General features: G+C 70.9%; 18 protein-coding genes and 1 tRNA gene. 9 read left to right on the top strand and 10 right to left on the bottom strand.

Translation table 11 applies throughout. The annotated features are described in order from the left end of the window. Positions 1-8: 8 nt before the first annotated feature. Complete coding sequence (locus K4B79_RS19225) at positions 9-599, bottom strand: TetR/AcrR family transcriptional regulator (protein ID WP_232028007.1); 591 nt, start codon at positions 597-599, stop codon at positions 9-11. Next, positions 596-2,113, bottom strand: coding sequence for a 3-hydroxyacyl-CoA dehydrogenase (locus K4B79_RS19220; RefSeq protein WP_232028006.1), 1,518 nt, complete (start codon positions 2,111-2,113; stop codon positions 596-598). The genes K4B79_RS19225 and K4B79_RS19220 overlap by 4 nt, the downstream gene beginning before the upstream one ends. Positions 2,114-2,273: 160 nt before the next feature. Here K4B79_RS19220 and paaN point away from each other — a divergent pair, with 160 nt between their 5' ends. Beyond that, positions 2,274-3,965, top strand: a complete 1,692-nt coding sequence (gene paaN / locus K4B79_RS19215; RefSeq protein ID WP_232028005.1) for a phenylacetic acid degradation protein PaaN — start codon at positions 2,274-2,276, stop codon at positions 3,963-3,965. A 27-nt stretch (positions 3,966-3,992) separates the two neighbouring features. On the opposite strand, the gene K4B79_RS19210 is transcribed toward paaN, so the two are convergent. The 3 genes from K4B79_RS19210 to K4B79_RS19200 are packed head-to-tail and all read right to left on the bottom strand — an operon-like array spanning position 3,993 to position 6,765. Further along, positions 3,993-4,733 carry a TrmH family RNA methyltransferase gene (locus K4B79_RS19210; protein WP_232028004.1) on the bottom strand — a complete coding sequence of 247 codons (741 nt, stop codon included), beginning with the start codon at positions 4,731-4,733 and terminating at the stop codon, positions 3,993-3,995. Then, positions 4,730-5,989: an HTTM domain-containing protein gene (locus K4B79_RS19205; protein WP_232028003.1), complete on the bottom strand. Its 1,260-nt coding sequence runs from the start codon at positions 5,987-5,989 to the stop codon at positions 4,730-4,732. The genes K4B79_RS19210 and K4B79_RS19205 overlap by 4 nt, the downstream gene beginning before the upstream one ends. Next, positions 5,986-6,765: a DUF5819 family protein gene (locus K4B79_RS19200; protein ID WP_232028002.1), complete on the bottom strand. Its 780-nt coding sequence runs from the start codon at positions 6,763-6,765 to the stop codon at positions 5,986-5,988. Before K4B79_RS19200 ends, K4B79_RS19205 begins: the two co-directional genes overlap by 4 nt. 418 nt (positions 6,766-7,183) lie before the next feature. Between K4B79_RS19200 and K4B79_RS19195 the strand changes: the two genes are divergently transcribed. Next, complete coding sequence (locus K4B79_RS19195; RefSeq protein WP_232028001.1) at positions 7,184-8,317, top strand: acyl-CoA dehydrogenase family protein; 1,134 nt, start codon at positions 7,184-7,186, stop codon at positions 8,315-8,317. A 45-nt stretch (positions 8,318-8,362) separates the two neighbouring features. Here the strand turns inward: K4B79_RS19195 and K4B79_RS19190 are convergent, their stop codons facing one another. The 4 genes from K4B79_RS19190 to K4B79_RS19175 all read right to left on the bottom strand — a co-directional run bounded on the left by K4B79_RS19190 (position 8,363) and on the right by K4B79_RS19175 (position 11,760). Continuing rightward, complete coding sequence (locus K4B79_RS19190; RefSeq protein ID WP_232028344.1) at positions 8,363-8,692, bottom strand: rhodanese-like domain-containing protein; 330 nt, start codon at positions 8,690-8,692, stop codon at positions 8,363-8,365. Between the two features lie 156 nt (positions 8,693-8,848). Continuing rightward, positions 8,849-9,691, bottom strand: coding sequence for a J domain-containing protein (locus K4B79_RS19185; RefSeq protein ID WP_374208492.1), 843 nt, complete (start codon positions 9,689-9,691; stop codon positions 8,849-8,851). Positions 9,692-9,770: 79 nt separating this feature from the next. Then, positions 9,771-11,231 carry a DUF2252 domain-containing protein gene (locus tag K4B79_RS19180; protein ID WP_374208491.1) on the bottom strand — a complete coding sequence of 487 codons (1,461 nt, stop codon included), beginning with the start codon at positions 11,229-11,231 and terminating at the stop codon, positions 9,771-9,773. Between the two features lie 166 nt (positions 11,232-11,397). Then, complete coding sequence (locus K4B79_RS19175) at positions 11,398-11,760, bottom strand: winged helix-turn-helix transcriptional regulator (RefSeq protein WP_232028341.1); 363 nt, start codon at positions 11,758-11,760, stop codon at positions 11,398-11,400. Positions 11,761-11,912: 152 nt separating this feature from the next. On the opposite strand from K4B79_RS19175, the gene K4B79_RS19170 reads away from it, so the two are divergent. After that, positions 11,913-12,566, top strand: coding sequence for an FMN-dependent NADH-azoreductase (locus K4B79_RS19170; protein WP_232028000.1), 654 nt, complete (start codon positions 11,913-11,915; stop codon positions 12,564-12,566). 173 nt (positions 12,567-12,739) lie between these two features. On the opposite strand, the gene K4B79_RS19165 is transcribed toward K4B79_RS19170, so the two are convergent. Beyond that, positions 12,740-12,823: transfer RNA gene (locus K4B79_RS19165), tRNA-Leu, on the bottom strand. 443 nt (positions 12,824-13,266) lie between these two features. On the opposite strand from K4B79_RS19165, the gene K4B79_RS19160 reads away from it, so the two are divergent. From K4B79_RS19160 to pknB, 6 genes are all read left to right on the top strand, one after another. After that, entirely contained in the window at positions 13,267-14,136 is an 870-nt protein-coding gene (locus K4B79_RS19160; RefSeq protein ID WP_232027999.1) for an FhaA domain-containing protein, read from the top strand. Between the two features lie 10 nt (positions 14,137-14,146). Further along, positions 14,147-14,659 carry an FHA domain-containing protein FhaB/FipA gene (locus tag K4B79_RS19155; protein WP_067436218.1) on the top strand — a complete coding sequence of 171 codons (513 nt, stop codon included), beginning with the start codon at positions 14,147-14,149 and terminating at the stop codon, positions 14,657-14,659. Between the two features lie 98 nt (positions 14,660-14,757). Further along, positions 14,758-16,329, top strand: a complete 1,572-nt coding sequence (locus tag K4B79_RS19150) for a Stp1/IreP family PP2C-type Ser/Thr phosphatase (protein WP_232028340.1) — start codon at positions 14,758-14,760, stop codon at positions 16,327-16,329. Positions 16,330-16,356: 27 nt separating this feature from the next. Further along, positions 16,357-17,799, top strand: a complete 1,443-nt coding sequence (locus K4B79_RS19145; RefSeq protein WP_232027998.1) for an FtsW/RodA/SpoVE family cell cycle protein — start codon at positions 16,357-16,359, stop codon at positions 17,797-17,799. Then, positions 17,796-19,277: a peptidoglycan D,D-transpeptidase FtsI family protein gene (locus K4B79_RS19140; protein WP_232027997.1), complete on the top strand. Its 1,482-nt coding sequence runs from the start codon at positions 17,796-17,798 to the stop codon at positions 19,275-19,277. The genes K4B79_RS19145 and K4B79_RS19140 overlap by 4 nt, the downstream gene beginning before the upstream one ends. Positions 19,278-19,446: 169 nt before the next feature. Then, complete coding sequence (gene pknB, locus K4B79_RS19135) at positions 19,447-21,411, top strand: Stk1 family PASTA domain-containing Ser/Thr kinase (RefSeq protein ID WP_232027996.1); 1,965 nt, start codon at positions 19,447-19,449, stop codon at positions 21,409-21,411. The last annotated feature ends 91 nt before the right edge of the window (positions 21,412-21,502 follow it).

Below are 21,502 nucleotides of genomic sequence, written 5' to 3'. Positions count from 1 at the left end.
ACGGCCCCTCAGTCGGCTCGCCGCAGCCCGCCGAACACCAGCCGCGCCACCGCGTCGGCCACCTCGCGTTCGTTCATCCCCCGGCCGTCCGGGCGGTACCACTCCACGATGGAGTTGATCATCCCGAAGACGAGCCGGGTCGCGAGCCGCACCTCGACGTCCTCGCGTACGTCACCGTCGGCGGCCGCGGCCTTGAGGAGGGCGGCGACCCGGTGGTCGAAGTCGCGGCGCCGCTCCAGGGCCCACCGCTCGGTGCCGGTGTTGCCGCGCACCCGCAGCAGCAGCGTGACGTAGGGCAGCTCGGCGATGAGCACCTCGACCATGCGCCGGACGACGTACTCCAGGCGCTCGGCGGCGAGCCCCACGCGCGCGTGCTCCTCGTCGAGGATCCCGAAGAGGCCGTCCAGGGCCCGGTTCACGGCCCGGCGCAGCAGCTCCTCCTTGCCGGTGACGTGGTGGTATATCGATGACTTGGAGATGCCGGCCGCCTTGGACAGGTGCTCCATGGAGGTGCCGTCGTAGCCGCGTTCGTTGAAGACCTGGACGGCGACGGACAGCAGCGTCTCGGGCGTGTACGTGTCGCGCTTGGCGGTGGTCATGAGGTGCCGCCCTCCCGCTTGTCGGTGGCGTACGCGTGGCGGTACAGCGCGAGGGACGGGGCGTACCGTCCGGAGGGATCGCGCAGGTGCAGGTCGTCCAGGAGCGCGTAGGCCCAGTTGCGGCCGAGCCTGCGGCTCCACTCGAAGGGGCCCAGCGGATAGTTGACACCAAGGCGCATCGCGGTGTCGATGTCCTCCTCGGTGGCCACGCCCTTGGCGACGGCGTCGTGCGCGAGGTCGACGATCCGGGCGACCGTACGGGCGACGATCATGCCCGGGACGTCTCCGATGACGCTGACGTCCTTGCCGAGCGCCTGGAAGAGCCCGATGGCCTCGGAGAGGGTCTGCGGGGCGGTGTCCTGGGAGGCGGACAGGGCGATCCGGGTGGCCCGGCGGTAGTCGAGCGCGAGGTCGAAGTAGACGACGTCCCGGAACTCCACCGAGGTCTGCCCGTCGGCCAGCGCCAGCTGTCCCCCGCCGGGCAGCACCAACCGGGTGCCGTGGTCCTCTTCCTCCTCGCGGACCTGGATGCCCGCCTCGCGGATCAGGCCGACCAGCTCCGACGCGGGGCCCAGATCGCCCTCGACGCTCACGTAGGCGGGCGGCCGGGACCGCTCCGCGGTGTGCGGCTCGGCCTTCTCGGCGCCGTCGCCGTAGGCGTACCAGCCCTGCCCGGTCTTGCGGCCGAGGCGCCCGGACTCGACCAGCCGCTGCTGGGCTAGCGAGGGCGTGAAGCGCACGTCCTGGAAGAAGGACCGCCACACCGAGCGCGTGACGGACTCGTTGACGTCCTGCCCGATGAGGTCGGTCAGTTCGAAGGCGCCCATCCGGAAGCCACCGCACTCGCGCAGGACCGCGTCGATGGTGGCGGGGTCGGCGCCCTGGGCCTCGTAGACCGCGAAGGCCTCGGCGTAGAAGGGCCGCGCGATGCGGTTGACGATGAAGCCGGGGGTGTCCGCGCAAGCGACCGGCGTCTTGCCCCAGGCGCGGGCCGTCTCGTACGCGCGCGTGGCCGAGGTGACGTCCGTGGCGAACCCGGAGACGACCTCGACCAGCGGCAGCAGCGGCGCCGGGTTGAAGAAGTGCAGGCCCACGAAGCGGCCCGGGTTGCGCAGGGCACCGCCGATGGCCGTCACCGACAGGGAGGAGGTGTTGGTGGCGAGCAGACAGTCCTCGCCGACCACGTCCTCCAGCGCGCGGAACAGCTCCTGTTTGACGTCCAGCCGCTCCAGGACGGCCTCGATCACCAAGGCACAGTCGGCGAGATCGGCGAGGTCCGAGGCGGGCAGCAGACGGGCGCGCGCCGCGTCCCGGTCGGCGCCGCCGAGCCGGTCCTTCTCGACGAGCCGGTCGAGGCGCGCGCCGATCGCGTCGGCCGCCTCCTGGGCACGGCCCGGGACGGCGTCGTACAGCCGTACGGAATGGCCGGCGACCAACGCGACCTGGGCGATGCCCTGGCCCATGGTGCCGGCGCCGATGACGGCCACGGGGCTGCTGAGGTCGAGTGCTGTCATGTGCGCGATCCTCCCGCACGGGGTTTTCCACAGATGCGGCGGACCCCCTTGTCCCGACCGATCGTTCGGTTACTCTAACTCTGACCGCCTGTTCCCGCCCATGTTTCTGCCCAGGTCATGAGCTCGACGAAGAGTTCAGGAAACGAGGAGTTGGTCCCGCATGGCCGCCGAACTGACCACGCACGAGCTCATCGCCAAGCACCGGCCCACCCTCGACCAGGCGCTGGAGGCGATCCGCACCCGCGCGTACTGGTCCCCGCACCCCGAACACCCCAAGGCCTACGGCGAGCACGGCAGCCTGGACGCGGCGGCGGGCAAGGCCGCCTTCGACGCCCTCCAGGGCACCCGCCTCGACCTCGGCCAGCCCGGCACCGACGGCTGGGTGGGCGGCGAGGTGTCGCCGTACGGCATCGAACTGGGCGTGGAGTACCCGCACGCGGACGTCGACGTGCTGCTGCCCGCCATGAAGGCGGGCCAGAAGACCTGGCGGGACGCCGGCGCGGAGGCGCGCGCGGTGGTGTGCCTGGAGATCCTCAAGCGGATCAGCGACCGGACGCACGAGTTCGCGCACGCGGTCATGCACACCTCCGGCCAGGCCTTCATGATGGCGTTCCAGGCCGGCGGCCCGCACGCCCAGGACCGCGGCCTGGAGGCGGTGGCCTACGCCTACGTCGAGCAGGTCCGCACCCCCGACACCGCGGAGTGGACCAAGCCCCAGGGCAAGCGCGACCCGCTCGCGCTGACCAAGCGGTTCGTCCCCGTCCCGCGCGGGATCGCCCTGGTCATCGGCTGCAACACCTTCCCGACGTGGAACGGCTACCCGGGCCTGTTCGCCTCCCTCGCCACCGGCAACGCGGTCCTGGTCAAGCCCCACCCGCGCGCGGTGCTGCCGCTCGCGCTCACCGTGCAGGTCGCGCGCGAGGTCCTGGAGCAGGCCGGTTTCGACCCGAACCTGATCGCCCTGGCCGCCGAGCGTCCCGGCGAGGGCATCGCCAAGACCCTGGCGACCCGTCCGGAGATCCGGATCATCGACTACACCGGTTCGACGGCGTTCGGCGACTGGCTGGAGGCCAACGCCCGCCAGGCGCAGGTCTACACGGAGAAGGCCGGCGTCAACACGGTCCTGGTCCACTCCACGGACAACTACAAGGGCATGCTCTCCAACCTGGCCTTCTCGCTGTCCCTGTACAGCGGCCAGATGTGCACCACCCCGCAGAACCTGCTGATCCCCCGCGACGGCATCCGCACCGAGGAGGGCCCGCGGACCTACGACGAGGTGGTCGCCGACCTCGCCCGCGCGGTCGACGGCCTCCTCGGCGACGACGCCCGCGCGAACGCCCTGCTCGGCGCGATCGTCAACCCGGACGTCAAGGCCCGCCTGGAGGCGGCCGCCGGACTGGGCGAAGTCGCCCTCGCCTCACGGGAGATCGGCAACCCCGAGTTCGATGGGGCGGTGGTCCGCACACCGGTCATGGTGAAGCTCGACGGGGCCAAGCCCGACGACGAGGCCGCCTACATGAGCGAGTGCTTCGGCCCGGTCTCCTTCGCCGTGGCCGTCGACTCGGCCGCGGACGCGGTGGAACTGCTGCGGCGCACGATCCGCGAGAAGGGGGCGATGACGGTCGGCGCGTACACCACCGACGAGGAGGTCGAGGCGGCCGTACAGGAGGTCTGCCTGGACGAGGCGGCCCAGCTGTCGCTGAACCTCACGGGCGGGGTGTACGTCAACCAGACGGCCGCGTTCTCCGACTTCCACGGTTCGGGCGGCAACCCGGCGGCCAACTCGGCGCTCACCGACGGGGCGTTCGTGGCCAACCGCTTCCGGGTGATCGAGATCCGCCGGGAGGCCTGAGCGGCGCTCGTGAGCCCGGGCGCCGCGTCAGACGGCCCCCAGGCTCCAGTGGTACAGCGTCATCGCCACGCTCGTCGCCAGGTTGTAGCTGGAGACCTGCGGGCGCATCGGCAGCGCCACCAAGTGGTCGGTCCGCGCCCGCAGTTCGGCGGACAGCCCGCTGCGTTCGGAGCCGAACGCGAGGACGGCGTCGTCCGGGAGCTTCACGCCCCGGATGTCGTCGCCCTCCGGGTCGAGCGCGAACACCGGCCCGGCGGGCAGCTCCTCGACGGCCAGCCGCTCCACGACGGTCGCGAAGTGCAGGCCCGCCCCGCCGCGCACGACGGTGGGATGCCAGGGATCCAGCGTGCCGGTGGTGACGACTCCGGTCACGCCGAACCCGGCGGCCAGCCGGATCACTGCGCCCGCGTTCCCGAGGTTGCGCGGGTTGTCGAGGACCACGACCGGGGCACCGCGGGGCGTGCGCTCCAGCGCCCGCAGACCGGCCTCGCGGGACGGCCGTACGGCCAGAGCGGCCACCGCCGTGGGATGCGGGCGCGGCACCAGCGAGGCGTACGTCGTCTCCGGCACCTCGGTCAGCAGCGCGTCCAGCGTCTCCCGTACGTCAGGGGCCAGCTCGTCGGCGAGGGCGAGCGCGGCGGCCCGGTCGGCGGTCACCGCCACCGGGACCTCGGCGCCGAAGCGCACCGCGTGCTTGAGGGCGTGGAAACCGTCGAGCAGGACGCAGCCGCCGGCGAGCCGGTGCCAGGCGCTCAGGGGGTCGGTCATGCCGTGAAGCCTACGTGCGCGCCCTCAGCGCCCTCGGCACCCTCCGCGCCCTTCGCGCTCTCCGTACTCCTCGTGCCCTCCGGGACCGGCGGCGCGGGCTCCGGCGTACGGCGCACGCGCGCCACCAGCCGCCCCCACCCGCGTTCCGCCCGACCGCCCAGCCGGCGCAGGAACGACGTCGGCAGGAAGACCGCGTCGGCGGCGATCATCGCGAGCGAGAAGAACGGCAGCCCGAGGACCACGGCGATCACGGCGTGCTCGGTCATCATGGCCGCCAGCAGGACGTTCTTCACCCGCCGGTTGAACAGCGTGAAGGGGAAGGCGACCTGCACGGCGACGGTGCCGTAGGTCACCAGGAGCACCATCGTGCCGCTGGCCGTCAGCAGGTCGGCGAGGGCGGGCCAGGGCGAGAAGTAGTCGAGGTGGAGGGGGTAGTAGACGGCGGTGCCGTCCTGCCAGCGGGTGCCCTGGATCTTGTACCAGCCGGCCGTCGCGTAGATCAGACACGCCTCGGCCATGATCACGAGCAGCGCGCCGTTGTGGACGATGTTGGCGACGACATCGAGCAGGATCCGCGGCTCGCGCAGGCGTCCGAACCGCCCGACGGCCCACCACAGGCCCTGCGCGAGCCATACGCCCCACAGCAGCAGGGGGATGAACCGGTCGCCGTCGAACAGCCGCCCGGCCAGGGTCACCGCGACCAGCACCACACCCAGCACGGCCCACAGGACCGGCCCGGCCCGGTCCACCACCGGCTCCCCCCGCTCCCGTGCCGCCCGCGCGAGCCGCTCCCGCCGGGCGTCCAGCGACCACACCTGGCCGCAGCGGGTGAAGACGAGGTAGATGCCCATCAGGTGCAGGACGTTGTCCCCGCCGTCGCCCATGAAGATGCTGCGGTTCTGCAGCGAGAGCACGCCGACCATGAAGAGCACGGTCATGGTGCGGGTACGCCAGCCCAGCAGCAGCAGGACGCTCGCCAGAACGGCCAGTGCGTACACGCATTCGAACCAGATGTTGCCGTCGGACCACATCAGGGCCGTGAAGGCGCCGTTCGTCGAGATCAGCTGCTCGGCGAGGTCCCAGCTCCAGGGGCCGTCCGGACCGTACATCTCCTGGCGGTGCGGGAACTCGCGCAGCAGGAACAGCAGCCAGGTCCCGCTGAAGCCGATCCGGATCACGGCGGTCTGGTAGGGGCCGAGGGCGGCCTCGGTGACCCGGGCGATGACGCCGGAGACGCACAGGGAGAATCGGTTCACTGCACCCTCCCCGCACTCCCGGAGTTCTTGGCACTCCCGGCGCTCTCGGCACTCCCGGAGTTCTCGGCGCTCTCGGGCAGCGACCACCAGGGCAGCACCCGGTAGACCGGCCGGTCGGAGACCTTCTCGTCGCTCCACTTCGGCGGCTGCACGTTGGTCGTGCGCGCGCGGATCTGCACGAGCTCGACGGCACCGCCCCTGCCTGCCACGTCATCGCGTTCCAGGCGCAGGGTCACGATGCGGCGCAGATACGTCTCGGACAGCGAGCCGCGCAGGCCCACCGGGCGGTTCTGGCCGTCGTGCGTGGCGACGAAGAAGTCCCAGGCCCGCCGCAGCTCGTTCTGCTGGGTGTGGCTCGGCAGCAGATTGCCGTCGATGGCCCGGCCGTCCTGGGCGGACAGGTCGTACCAGCCGGTGGTCCGCGTCCCGCCGTCCCCGGTGCGGATCTGCGCCCGCACCTGGACGGCGATGTTCTGCTGCAAGGGGTTCGGCGCGAAGAGCTTCCAGTTCTGCTCGAACTCCGGATAGATCCAGTCGTCGATCGCCCTGCCGTGCTGCTTCGTCACCGTGTTCGACGGCGCCACATGCAGGAACACCATGCCCACCTGCACACACACCACCACCGCGACGACCGCGAGGGCCACGGCGACACCGACCTGGTACGGAAGCGAGAGACCGGCTATCCCGGCGCGGCCCTCGGCGGGAGGCGGAGGGGGCGCCGCGCCCGGCTCGTCCGGCCCCGGCGGGGCCTGCGAGCCTCCGTCGTACGCGTCCATTCCGCCCCGTCTCCCGATCGCGATTTCACCGGTGATGCCCAGCTTCGCCCATGGCGTCCGCTATCGTCCGCGGCCACCGCGGCCGTCGCCGCGACTTCACGCGACGTCCACGACGCTCGCACGGAACGGTACTCAGCCACACCCACCCGGCACAGCCCCCTCCGGCCCTGCCCCGACGTGGCCATCACCACGTCCGGGCAGGCCCACGGGCCGTCCACGGCGTTTGACACCCTACGGTGCCCCCCGCACCGGAGCCGGTGAACCGAACGATCGGCAGACCCACCCTCACCCGGCCGCGCCGGAACGGTCCCTCGACGACCGTTCCCTTCTTCTAGAACCTGTTCTATCTTGACGGCCCGTCAGATCAGGCAGCCGGATCAGGCCGTCAGATCAGCGAACCCGCCGGGAGGACTGGACCGTGGACTTCACCTTCAGCGAGGAGCAGCAGGCGGCGGCCGAGGCGGCACGAGGGGTGTTCGCCGGGGTCGCGCCGGACGCGGTGCCCAGCCCGTCCCTCACGGCGGGTGCCGTCGCCGAGGACTTCGACCGCGCGCTGTGGGCCAGGCTGTCCGACGCGGATCTGCTGAGCCTGCTCGCCGCCCCCGAGTACGGCGGCGCCGGACTCGACGCCATCGCCCTGTGTCTGGTGCTGCGCGAGGCGGCGAAGGTCCTGGCCCGGGTGCCGCTGCTGGAGCACAGCGCCGCCGTGGCCGCCGTACAGCACCACGGTGGCCCGGAGCTGAGGTCCGCCCTGCTGCCCGCGGCCGTGCGCGGCGAGCTCGTCCTCACGGTCGCCGCGAACGGCCGCACCGGCCACGACCCGGCCGAACTCGCCGTGACCGCACGCCAGGAGGAGGGCGGGTGGATCCTGGACGGCGTACAGACGGCGGTGCCGTGGGCCTACGGCGCCGACGTCGTCCTCGTCCCCGCCCGCACACCCGCCGACCGGACCGTCCTCGCGGCCGTCCCCCGCCTCCACGAGGGCGTCGCCCTGGCCGAGCAGATCTCCACCACCGGCGAACGGCTCGCCGAACTGCGCCTGGACTCGGCCCGGCTCACCGCCCGGGACGTCGTCGAGGCCGAGGGCGCGTGGGAGTGGCTGCGTGATCTGCTGACCACCGGGACCTGCGCGCTGGCCCTCGGTCTGGGCGAGCGGGTGCTGCGGATGACGAGCGAGTACACCGGCAAGCGGGAGCAGTTCGGGTTCCCGGTCGCCACGTTCCAGGCCGTCGCCGTCCAGGCCGCCGACCGCTACATCGACCTGCGGGCCATGGAGGCCACGCTCTGGCAGGCCGCGTGGCGGATCGCCACGGGAGCGCCGGGCGCGCTCCCCGCCTCGGGTGACGTGGCCGTCGCCAAGATCTGGGCCTGCGAGGGCGTACGACGGGTCGTGCAGACCGCCCAGCACCTGCACGGCGGCTTCGGCGCCGACGTCGACTACCCCCTGCACCGCTATCACGCCTGGGCCAAGCACCTGGAGCTGTCACTCGGCCCGGCCGCGGCACACGAGGAGACCCTGGGCGACCTGCTCGCGGCCCACCCACTGGCCTGACGCAGAGGCGGTTCAGGTGAGGCGCGACTTCGCGGCGAGGCGAGCCTAGAGAACGAAGCCCTGCTGTCCCTCGTCGGTCACCACGGGCCGCCCCACCGCGGCCCACACCTGCATCCCACCGTCGACGTTCACCGCGTCGACGCCCTGCTGGGCGAGGTACATCGCGACCTGGGCCGAGCGCCCGCCGGAGCGGCAGATCACATGGACCCGCCCGTCCTGCGGCGCCGCCTCCGTCAACTCGCCGTACCGGGCGACGAACTCACTGATGGGGATGTGCAGCGCTCCTTCGGCGTGACCCGCCTGCCACTCGTCGTCCTCGCGGACGTCCAGCAGGAAGTCGCCGTCCTTGAGGTCCGTGACCTCGACCGTGGGCACACCAGCTCCGAAATGCATACCCCGACGCTACCCGACACCACCATCCACACGAACGGGCACCGGCACCCGGGATCCGGGTCCGGGATCCGCCGGGCACCACCCAACCGGGCAGCCCCGCCTGGCCAAGCAGCTCGCGCCCAACCAAGCAGCCCCCGCCTACCCGAGCAGCTCCGCCAGCTCCGCCTCGCGCACGGCGACGTCCGCCAGGAGCTTCTCGGCGATCTCCTCCAGGAGGGCGTCCGGGTCGTCCGGAGCCATCCGCAGCATGGAGCCGATCGCGCCCTCCTCCAGTTCCCGGGCGACCACGCTGAGCAGTTCCTTGCGCCGGGCGAGCCATTCGAGGCGGGCGTAGAGCTCCTCGCTGGGCGTCGGCCCCTGCTCGGGCGGCTTCGGCCCGGCGGCCCACTCCTCGGCCAGTTCCCGCAGGAGCGGCTCGTCGCCCCGGCCGTAGGCGGCGTTGACCCGGGTGATGAACTCCTCGCGCCGGCTCCGCTCGCCCTCGTCCTGCGCCAGGTCGGGGTGGGCCTTGCGGGCCAGCTCGCGGTAGAGCTTGCGGGCCTCGTCGCTGGGCCGCACCCGCTGCGGGGGCCGCACCGGCTGGTCGGTGAGCATCGCCTCGGCCTCCGGGAACAGCCCCTGGCCGTCCATCCAGCCGCCGAACAGCTCCTCGACCCCGGGCATCGGCATGACCCGGGCCCGCGCCTCGTCGGCCCTGCGCCGGTCCTCGGGGTCACCGGTGCGGGCGGCCCTGGCCTCGGCGATGAGCGCGTCCAGCTCGTCGAGCCGGGTGTACATCGGGCCGAGCTTCTGGTGGTGCAGCCGCGAGAAGTTCTCCACCTCGATACGGAAGGTCTCGACGGCGATCTCGTACTCGATCAGCGCCTGCTCGGCGGCCCGTACGGCCCGCTCCAGCCGCTCCTCGGGCCGGGGCGCACCACCTTCGGGCGTCACCCGGTCCTCACCGGGGACACCGCCTTGCTCAGCTTCCGGCGTCGTCACCCGACCAGCGTAGGCCACACCCGGCCGGGAACCCCCGGCACCGCCTGGTCACCCGGCCCGTCCGGTGCTCTCATCGCTCTCACACCCCCAACTCCGCGGCGATCCGGCCCGAGCGCACCCCCGCCACCAGGTCCGCGTGGTCCGCCTCGGTGCGGTCGGCGTAGGCGATGGCGAACGCGGCGACGGCCTCGTCCAGTTCCTCGCTCTTGCCGCAGTAGCCGGCGACCAGGCGCGGGTCGGCGCTGTGGGCGTGGGCGCGGGCCAGGAGCGCGCCGGTCATCCGGCCGTAGTCGTCGATCTGGTCGGCGGCCAGGGCCGCGGGGTCGACGCTGCCCTTGCGGTTGCGGAACTGCCGTACCTGGAAGGGGCGTCCGTCGACCGTCGTCCAGCCCAGCAGGATGTCGCTGACCACCTGCATACGCTTCTGCCCCAGCACCACGCGCCGTCCTTCGTGCGCCACCTCGGGCACCTCGAAGCCGGCGCTCACCAGGTGCGGGACCAGCGCCGAGGGACGGACCTCCTTGACCTGGAGGACGAGGGACTCGCCCCGGTGGTCCAGGAGCAGCACGACATAGGACCGGGTGCCGACGCTGCCCGTGCCGACGACCCGGAAGGCCACGTCGTGCACCGCGTGCCGGGCCAGCAGCGGGAGGCGGTCCTCGGCGAGCGTGCTGACGTACTCCTCCAGGGCCGAGGCCACCGCGGTGGCCTCGGCGTCCGGGACGCGCCGCAGCACCGGCGGGGCGTCGACGAAGCGGCGCCCGCCGTCCTCGGTCGGCTCGGTCGACCTCGCCGCGAAGCGCCCGCTGGTGTTGGCCCGCGCCTTCTCGGAGACCCGCTCCAGCGTACCGACCAGGTCGTGGGCGTCGGTGTGGGAGACCAGTTCCTCGTCCGCGATGGCGTTCCACGCGTCCAGCACCGGGAGCTTGGCCAGCAGCCGCATGGTGCGGCGGTAGGCGCCCGCCGCGTCGCCCGCCGCCTTGCGGCAGCGGTCCTCGTCGGCGCCCGCCTCACGGCCGGCCAGCACGAGCGAGGCCGCGAGCCGCTTGAGATCCCACTCCCAGGGGCCGAGCACCGTCTCGTCGAAGTCGTTGAGGTCGATGACCAGGCCGCCGCGGGCGTCGCCGTACAGACCGAAGTTGGCCGCGTGGGCGTCGCCGCAGATCTGGGCGCGGATCCCTGTCATGGGGGTGCGCGCGAGGTCGTAGGCCATGAGTCCGGCCGCTCCGCGCAGGAAGGCGAAGGGCGTGGCCGCCATCCGGCCGACGCGTATCGGCGTGAGCCCGGGGATCCGGCCACGGCCGGACTCCTCGACGGCGCTCACCGCGTCGGGCCGGGAGATGTCCAGGTCGAGGGCGGCGTGCGCCGCGCGCGGGACCCGGCCCCGCAGCGCCTTGCCCTCGTCCTTGGGCGTCCCTCGCCCGGGCCACTCGGCGAAGCCCCGCACCGGCGGCAGCCGACGGGCACCGCCGTCACCCGCCACGGTCTGCTGAGCGGGGACCGCGTCCCCGGCCACCGTCCTGGCACCGACCTCGGTCACAACGACCGCCTCCCCCGCACACGTACAGGCTCACGCACGAACATCAACTCGTGCCGACCGTACAGCCGCCGGCGAGAACGCGTCAGACCCTGTGGACAACTCCGCGGCTGTGGAAAACCCCGCCGTCGCCGGCGGCGGGAGCACCCCACCTCTCACGCCACGGGGCTCAGCACCCCGTCGGCCGCTCCCCTTCCGGCAGATACCGCTTGGCCCACTGCCCCAGCTCCTTGAGCGCGGGGTCCAGCGCCGCTCCCGCCTCCGTCAGCCGGTACGACACCCGCAGCGGCGGTCCCTCGTCGACCTCGCGGAGCAGCAGTCCCGCGGCCCCGAGTTCGGTGAGCCGGTCGGACAGCATCCGTTCGCTGATGCCGGGGATGGCGCGACGCAGGTCGACGAAGTAGGCGGGCCCGTTGGTCAGCACGGACACGATCGGGCCGGTCCAGCGCTTGCCGAGCAGTTGGAACACCCGCGTGATGGCGTGGTCCACCTGCTTGCACGCACCCGGGTCGTGCCGCTGCTCGACCGTCATGCCCTCGTCGACCGTCATGCCCTCAGGGTACTGCCCTCACCACACGGGATGAAAAAAAGTAAGTGACTGTGTTATCCATAGTCGAGTACGAATTAGCAGCCCGCGGGGGAGCGTCCCGCGGGCTCCTCTCGCCACCTCTTCTTGGGAGAACCATGGCCACGCTGCTGCACATCGACTCGTCCGTGTTCCCCACCGACGCCTCCGCGTCCCGGTCCGTGACGGACGCCTTCCGCAGGACCTGGGAGGAGCAGCACCCCGAGGGCACGGTGATCTACCGCGACCTCGCCAAGAACCCGGTGCCGCACATCAGCGTCGACGCCCACACCGCCGGCTTCTCCGATCCCGCGACGCACAGCCCCGAGCAGGCCGCCGCCTTCCACGCGCGCGTGCAGCTGATCGAGGAACTGGAGCAGGCGGACGCGGTGCTGATCGGCGCCCCGATGTACAACTTCGCGATCCCGTCCACCCTGAAGGCGTGGCTGGACAACGTGATCCTCATCGGCCGCACCGCCATGACGGAGGACTCGCGGATCAAGGGCACCCCGGTCACCGTGGTCGCCAGCCGCGGCGGCTCCTACGCGCCGGGCACCCCGCGCGAGGGCTACGAGTACGTCCAGAACTACCTGACGGCGATCTTCACCGACATGCTCGCCGTGGACGTCGACTTCATCGTCCCGGAGCTCACGTCCGCCCCGCAGAACCCGGCGATGTCCGAGCTGGTCCCGCTCTTCGAGGCCTCCCGCGAGCGCGCCCTTCAGAGCGCCGCCGCCAAGGCCAAGGAACTGACGCAGCGCCTCGCCTCGTAACCACCGGAAGCCGCGTAGCCACCGGAAACCGTAGCCACCGGAAGAAGGAGCCCCGGCGGGGAATCCCAGGCCGACGCCTCAGGTGGGGAACATCGATGTGATTGTCCTCACCTGAGGTGAGCACCACACATGAGAAGGCCCCGTAGGTCCGAGACCTACGGGGCTTCCCGTTGTGCGCGAGGGGGGAGTTGAACCCCCACGCCCTTGCGGGCACTGGAACCTGAATCCAGCGCGTCTGCCTATTCCGCCACCCGCGCATTGGGTGTGTCCTCGGGCCCCGTTCCGTGCGGTCCGGCGCCTTCCGACACGCAGAACATTAGCACGCGGGCCGGGGTGGATTCACATCCCTTACCGGCGGGCAGCCGCCCACCAGCGGGTTCTGGAGAACCCGACCGACCCGGGGCGCCTTCGACTACGTATCAACCAGTACCGGTTCACGTATCAACCTCGTACCGGTAGCGGCCGTCTCCCCAGGAGCCGGTCGGGGTCCACAGTCAGGTGCGGGACACTGGTCTGCGGCCGCCTCTACGATCCTTGACAGAAGAGTTCGAAGCCGGGCTCCAGAGGGAACTTCGGAGGCGTCGACACCTGTCGACCGGGCCGACAGGGGGAACCAGCCGATTCACCGGCGCGTGGATACGATCAGTAAGCAGTACCAGGTAAGCAGTACCCAGGACGGCAAGGACGGAGGAGGTGCCCCATGGGAGTCCTGAAGAAGTTCGAGCAGCGTCTCGAAGGTCTGGTCAACGGCACCTTCGCCAAGGTGTTCAAGTCCGAGGTCCAGCCCGTGGAGATCGCCGGCGCTCTCCAGCGCGAGTGCGACAACAACGCGACCATCTGGAACCGCGACCGGACGGTCGTACCCAATGACTTCATCGTGGAGCTGAGCACGCCGGACTTCGAGCGGCTGAGCCCCTACTCGGGCCAGCTCGGCGACGAGCTGGCCGGCATGGTGCGCGACTACGCCAAGCAGCAGCGCTACACCTTCATGGGCCCGATCAAGGTGCACCTGGAGAAGGCGGACGACCTCGACACCGGCCTGTACCGGGTGCGCAGCCGTACGCTCGCCTCCTCCAGCAACCAGCAGGGCGCCGCACCGGCCCCGGCCGGACGCCCCGGTTCCCCCGCGCCCGGCGCCCCCGGCGGCTACGGCTACCCGCCGGCCGCCGCGCCCGCGGGCGCCCCGCCGATGCCGGCCGCGCCACCGCCCGGCGGCCGTGGCGGCGGTTACGGCTACCCGCAGCCCGCGGGCGGACAGCGGCCCCCGGCCGCGCCCGCGGCAGGCGGTCGCACACGCCACTGGATCGAGATCAACGGCACCCGCCACCAGATCTCCCGCGCGACGCTCGTGCTGGGCCGCAGCACCGAGGCCGACGTGCGGATCGACGACCCCGGCGTCTCCCGCCGGCACTGCGAGATCCGGACCGGTTCGCCCTCGACGATCCAGGATCTCGGCTCCACCAACGGCATCGTGGTGGACGGGCAGCACACCACCCGCGCTACGCTCCGCGACGGCTCGCGGATCGTCGTGGGCAGCACCACCATCATTTACCGGCAAGCCGAAGGGTGAAGCGGGGGCAATGTCAGAGCTGACCCTCACGGTCATGCGGCTGGGTTTCCTGGCCGTACTGTGGCTGTTCGTGATCGTGGCCGTGCAGGTCATCCGCAGCGACCTGTTCGGAACGCGCGTCACTCAGCGCGGCTCGCGCCGGGAGAGCGGACGGCAGCAGCAGGCCGCCCGCCAGGCCGCGCCCCCGCAACAGCGCCAGCAGGCCGCCGGGGGCCGACAGCGTCGTAACGCCCCGACCAAGCTGGTGGTGACCGAGGGCACCCTCACCGGCACCACGGTCGCGCTTCAGGGCCAGACCATCACCCTGGGCCGGGCGCACGACAGCACCATCGTGCTGGACGACGACTACGCCTCCAGCCGCCATGCCAGGATCTACCCGGACCGCGACGGCCAGTGGATCGTCGAGGACCTGGGCTCCACCAACGGCACGTACCTCGACCGAACGCGGCTGACGACCCCCACACCGATTGCGCCGGGCGCGCCCCTCCGCATCGGCAAGACCGTCATCGAGCTGCGGAAGTAGTGCTACGTCATGAATGAGCGCGAGCGGAGCGAGCACGCAGCGGCGGCCCTCACCCCGGGCCCCGGCGCGCTCCCGACCGGAGGGTGGGCACCGTGCGGATGTACCCGGAGCCGACGGGCGAGGTGCGCATGAGTCTGTCACTGCGCTTCGCCGCCGGATCGCACAAAGGCATGATCCGGGAGGGCAACGAGGACTCCGGATACGCCGGTCCGCGCCTGCTCGCGATCGCCGACGGCATGGGCGGCGCCGCGGCCGGCGAGGTCGCCTCCTCCGAGGCCATCTCCACCATCGTCGCGCTCGACGACGACGTCCCCGGCTCCGACATCCTCACCTCGCTCGGCACCGCCGTACAGCGTGCCAACGACCAACTGCGTTCGATGGTCGAGGAGGACCCGCAGCTGGAGGGCATGGGCACGACGCTCACCGCCCTGCTGTGGACCGGCCAGCGGCTCGGTCTCGTGCACGTGGGCGACTCGCGCGCGTACCTGCTCCGCGACGGGGTCCTGACCCAGATCACGCAGGACCACACCTGGGTGCAGCGCCTGGTCGACGAGGGCCGCATCACCGAGGAGGAGGCGACCACGCACCCGCAGCGCTCGCTCCTCATGCGCGCGCTGGGCAGCGGCGAGCACGTCGAACCCGACCTGTCGATCCGTGAGGTCCGGGCCGGCGACCGCTACCTGATCTGCTCCGACGGGCTGTCCGGGGTGGTCTCCCACCAGACCCTCGAGGACACCCTCGCCAGCTACCAGGGCCCCCAGGAGACCGTGCAGCAGCTGATCGAGCTCGCGCTGCGCGGCGGCGGCCCGGACAACATCACGGTCATCGTCGCCGACGTCCTCGACCTCGACACCGGCGACACCCTCGCCGGGCAGCTGTCCGACACCCCGGTCGTGGTCGGCGCGGTCGCCGAGAACCAGAACCACCTGCACGACCCCGGCATCATGCAGACCCCGGCAGGGCGCGCCTCCGGGCTCGGCCGCCAGGTGCCCGGACAGGGCGGCGGGGGCGGCGAGTTCGGCCCGCCCGGCTCCGGCGACACCACCGGCTACATCCCCGCCAACGGCTTCGGCGACTACTCCGACGACGACTTCGTCAAGCCCCGCAAGGGGCGCAAGTGGCTGAAGAGATCCTTCTACATCGCCCTCACCCTCGCCGTCGTCGGCGGCGGTCTCTACGGCGGCTGGCGCTGGACGCAGACGCAGTACTACGTCGGCGTCAACGACGACCATGTCGCGCTGTACCGGGGCATCAGCCAGGACCTGGCCTGGGTGTCCCTGTCGAAGGTGGAGAAGGACCACCCCGAGATCGAACTCAAGTACCTGCCGCCGTACTGGCAGAAGTCGGTCGAGGGCACGATCGCCGAGGGCGGTCTGAGCAACGCCCAGAAGAAGATCAACGAGCTGGCGGTGCAGGCCTCCGCGTGCAAGAAGCGGGTCGCGCAGCAGCAGGCCGAGAGCGAGCAGAACTCCAAGACCGGAGAGGGCGAGGCCGGAGGCACCACGGGAACCACCCGCACCTCCCTCACGTCCAAGGCGACACCGACCCCGAACCCCTCGGGCTCACCGTCGACGTCCCCGACCCCGTCCACGACCGCCCCTACTCCCACTCCCGGCCCCACCCTCTCGGAGGAAGAGAAGCAGGTCGTCGGGCAATGCGGTACGCAGTAGGCAAGCCGTGAGAGGCCCAGTCACACGATGAGCAGCACTACGAACTCGCCGACCCACCACACGTCCACGATCGGCGCCATCGGCGCGCCGAGCCGGCGCAACACCGAGCTGGCGTTGCTGGCGTTCGCGGTTCTCATTCCGGTTTTCGCGTACGCCAACGTGGGGCTGGCGATCAACGACAAGGTGCCGCCCGGCCTGCTGAGCTACGGCCTCGGGCTCGGCCTCCTCGCGGGCATCGGCCATGTCGTCGTACGGAAGTTCGCACCGTACGCCGACCCGCTGCTGCTGCCGCTGGCCACCCTGCTGAACGGGCTCGGGCTGGTCGTCATCTGGCGGCTGGACCAGTCCAGGCGGCTCCAGGCGAGCAACACCTTCGTCGAGGCGGCACCGCGCCAGCTGCTGTACTCCGCGATGGGCGTCGCCCTGCTGGTCGTCGTACTGATCTTCCTCAAGGACCACCGCGTCCTTCAGCGCTACACCTACATCTCCATGGCCGGGGCCCTGCTCCTCCTGGTGATGCCGCTGATCCCCGGCATCAGCGCCCCGACCTACGGCGCCAAGATCTGGATCAAGATTCCCGGCCTCGGCACGCTCCAGCCGGGCGAGTTCGCGAAGATCGCCCTCGCGGTGTTCTTCGCCGGCTACCTCATGGTCAAGAGAGACGCCCTGGCGCTGGCCAGCCGGCGTTTCATCGGCCTGTACCTGCCGCGCGGCCGCGACCTCGGTCCGATCCTCGTCGTCTGGGTGATGTCGATCCTCATCCTGGTCTTCGAGACCGACCTCGGTACATCCCTGCTGTTCTTCGGGATGTTCGTCATCATGCTGTACGTCGCCACCGAGCGGACCAGCTGGATCGTCTTCGGTCTGCTGATGTCCGCGGCCGGCGCCGTGGGCGTCGCCTCCTTCGAGTCGCACGTCCAGCAGCGCGTCCAGGCGTGGCTGGACCCGATGCGCGAGTACACACTCAGCAGGCAGGGCGTCTACGGCCACACCGAGCAGTCCATGCAGGCCCTGTGGGCCTTCGGCTCCGGCGGCACCCTCGGCACCGGTCTCGGGCAGGGCAACTCCGACCTCATCGGCTTCGCCGCCAACTCCGACTTCATCCTCGCCACCTTCGGCGAGGAGCTGGGCCTCGCGGGCGTCATGGCGATCCTGCTGCTCTACGGTCTGATCGTCGAGCGCGGTGTGCGTACGGCGCTCGCCGCCCGCGACCCGTTCGGCAAGCTGCTGGCCATCGGCCTGTCCGGCGCCTTCGCGCTCCAGGTCTTCGTGGTGGCCGGCGGTGTCATGGGCCTCATCCCGCTGACCGGTATGACGCTGCCCTTCGTGGCGTACGGCGGTTCCTCCGTCATCGCCAACTGGGCGCTGATCGGCATCCTGCTGCGCATCAGCGACACCGCACGCCGCCCGGCACCCGCCCCCGCTCCCAACCCCGACGCCGAGATGACCCAGGTGGTCCGCCCGTCATGAACAAGCCCCTGCGCCGGATCGCGATCTTCTGCGGACTCCTCGTCCTGGCCCTGCTCATCCGCGACAACTGGATCCAGTACGTCCAGGCCGACGAGCTGCGCACCCAGAAGGAGAACCGTCGCGTCATCATCGAGCGGTACGCCTCGCCCCGCGGCAACATCATCGTCGACGGCAAGGCGATCACCGGCTCCAAGGAGACCGACGGCAGCGACTTCAAGTTCAAGCGCACCTACATGAACGGCCCCATGTGGGCGCCCGTCACCGGCTACGCCTCACAGGCCTTCGGCGCCACCCAGCTGGAGTCCATCGAGGACGGCATCCTCACCGGCAACGACGACCGGCTGTTCTTCCGCAACACCCTCGACATGCTGACGGGCAAGGAGAAGGAGGGCGGCAATGTGGTCACCACCCTCAACGCCGCCGCCCAGAAGGCCGCCTACGACGGTCTGAGGAAGCAGGGCGGCAAGGGCGCGGTCGCCGCGATCGAGCCCTCCACCGGCAAGATCCTGGCGCTGGCCTCCTTCCCGTCGTACGACCCCTCCTCCTTCGCGGGCAACTCCACGACGACCGACACCGACGCGTGGACGAAGCTCCAGAAGAAGAACGACCCGAACGACCCGATGCTCAACCGCGCCCTGCGCGAGACCTACCCGCCCGGCTCCACCTTCAAGGTCGTCACCGCGGCGGCCGCCCTGGAGAACGGCCTGTACACCTCGGCCGACCAGAAGACCAGGTCGCCGCTGCCGTGGACGATGCCGGGCACCACCACCGTGCTGCCGAACGAGGGCACCATCCCCTGCGAGAACGCGACCCTGCGGGTGGCCCTGCAGTACTCCTGCAACACCGTCTTCGGCAAGGTCGGCTCCGACCTCGGCAACGACAAGATGCTCGCCGAGGCCAAGAAGTTCGGCTTCGGCTCCGAGCAGTTCACGCCCGTCCGCGCCAGCGCCTCGAACTTCTCCGACGACATGGCCCCCTCGGAGACCGCGCTGTCCTCGATCGGCCAGTTCAACACCGCCGCGACCCCGCTCCAGATGGCCATGGTCGCCTCGGCGGTCGCCAACGACGGCAAGCTGATGAAGCCGTACATGGTCGACGAGCTCCAGGCCCCGACGATCGACCCGATCGAGAAGACCGAGCCGGAGGAGCTGAGCCAGCCGCTGTCGGCGAAGAACGCGCAGATCCTCCAGGACATGATGGAGACCGTCGTCAAGGACGGCACCGGCAAGAACGCCCAGATCGGCGACGGTGTCACGGTGGGCGGCAAGACCGGTACCGCCCAGCACGGCGAGAACAACAGCAAGAACCCGTACGCGTGGTTCATCTCCTACGCCAAGGTCGCCGACGGCAGCGCGCCGGTCGCCGTGGCCGTGGTCATCCAGGACGACGAGGCCGTCCGCGAGAACATCTCCGGCGGCGGCCTCGCGGCGCCGATCGCGAAGAGCGTGATGGAGGCGGTCATCAACAGCAAGAAGTGACCCCGCTCACGTCCCCTTCACATCGGTGCACGTTGCGATACCGGTCCTGTATCGGGTGACGCACTTGGCCAGGTCACACAAAGCTAGCCGGGTACGGTAGGCCCGGACGGCAGCCTCCGACCGCACACCCGTGCCGGTCGGGACCGACGGAGAGGGCTGGTAGGAAGCTATGGAAGAGCCGCGTCGCCTCGGCGGCCGGTACGAACTGGGCCAGGTGCTCGGTCGTGGTGGCATGGCGGAGGTCTACCTCGCGCATGACACCCGTCTGGGACGCCAGGTGGCGGTGAAGACCCTGCGCGCGGACCTCGCGCGCGACCCGTCCTTCCAGGCCCGGTTCCGCCGGGAGGCCCAGTCGGCCGCCTCGCTCAACCATCCCGCGATCGTCGCGGTCTACGACACGGGCGAGGACTACATCGACAACGTGTCGATCCCGTACATCGTCATGGAGTACGTGGACGGCTCGACCCTGCGTGAGCTGCTCCACTCCGGCCGCAAGCTGCTGCCGGAGCGCGCCATGGAGATGACCATCGGCATCCTCCAGGGCCTGGAGTACGCCCATCGCAACGGCATCGTCCACCGCGACATCAAGCCGGCGAACGTCATGCTGACGCGCAACGGCCAGGTCAAGGTGATGGACTTCGGCATCGCCCGCGCCATGGGCGACTCCGGCATGACGATGACGCAGACCTCGGCGGTCATCGGCACCGCCCAGTACCTCTCGCCGGAGCAGGCCAAGGGTGAGCAGGTCGACGCCCGCTCGGACCTGTACTCCACCGGCTGTCTGCTGTACGAGCTGCTCACCGTGCGCCCGCCGTTCGTGGGCGACTCCCCGGTCGCGGTCGCGTACCAGCACGTCCGTGAGGAGCCGCAGTCCCCGTCGGTCTTCGACCCCGAGATCACGCCCGAGATGGACGCCATCGTCCTCAAGGCGCTGGTCAAGGACCCGAACTACCGCTACCAGTCCGCCGACGAGATGCGCAACGACATCGAGGCCTGCCTCGACGGCCAGCCGGTCGCGGCCACGGCCGCGATGGGCTCCGTGGGCTACGGCGGCTACCCCGACGACCAGCCGACGACGGCCCTGCGCGCCGACTCGGGCGCCGGGGCGACCACGATGCTGCCGCCCGTGAACCCGGACGACGGCGGCTACGGCTACGACGACAGGCCGGCCCGGCGCCGCCAGCAGAAGAAGTCCAACACCTCGACGATCCTCCTGGTCGTGGCGGGTGTCCTGGTGCTGGTGGGCGCGATCCTGATCGGCCGGTGGATCTTCGCGAGCGACGGTGTGGCCAACGACAAGACCACCGTCCCGGACTTCATCAGCCAGACCGAGGCGCAGGCCAAGGAACTGGCCATCAACGCGGAACTGAAGCTGAGCATCACCAACAAGCCCTGCGAGGACCAGGCCAAGGGCAAGATCTGCGACCAGGACCCGGACTCCGGCACCGAGGTCAAGAAGCAGACCACGGTCAACCTGGTGGTCTCCACCGGTGCGCCGAAGGTGGCGGTGCCCAGTGTCCTCGGCAAGGACATCGACGAGGCGAAGTCGATCCTCACCGACGCGAAGTACAACTTCGTCGTCGAGACCAAGGACCAGGTGTCCACGGAGGAGGCCGGCAAGGTCCTGGAGCAGGATCCCGGTCTCGGCACGGAGGTCCAGAAGGGCACCACCATCACCCTCACCATCGCCAAGGCGGAGGAGAAGGTCACGGTGCCGGACGTCCTGAACCAGTCCTGTGACGCGGCCAAGGCCCAGATGACGGCCAACAACCTGGTCGGCACCTGCGTAGAGGTCGAGACCCAGGACCCGAACCAGGTCGGCAAGGTCATCTCCACCGACCCCCAGGCCGGCACCCAGCTCAGCAAGAACCAGACGGTCACCATCCAGGTCGGCAAGGCCGGTCAGCAGGTCCCGGTCCCGGGCGTGACGCAGCAGAGGCTGAAGGACGCCAAGAAGGCCATCGAGGACGCCGGGCTGACCGTCGGCAACATCGCCGGCTCCCAGGACGACAACGCCGTCGTCATCAGCCAGGACCCGCAGCCCAACACCCAGGTCGACCGCGGCACCGCGGTCAACCTGATCGCCGTGGACCAGAACAACGGCAACGGCGACAACGGCGGCATCTTCGGCTAGCCCCCTGGACCGGTCACCACGGGCCACCACAGGAAGGGGCCTCGACACCCTGAGCGGGTGTCGAGGCCCCTTCCTCGTACCTTCCCCCTGC

This window comes from Streptomyces lincolnensis, from assembly GCF_021173675.1.
Taxonomy (GTDB): domain Bacteria; phylum Actinomycetota; class Actinomycetes; order Streptomycetales; family Streptomycetaceae; genus Streptomyces; species Streptomyces lincolnensis_B.
The sequence above is the reverse complement of the archived record's forward strand: the minus strand, read 5'-3'. Positions and strand labels throughout refer to the sequence as shown.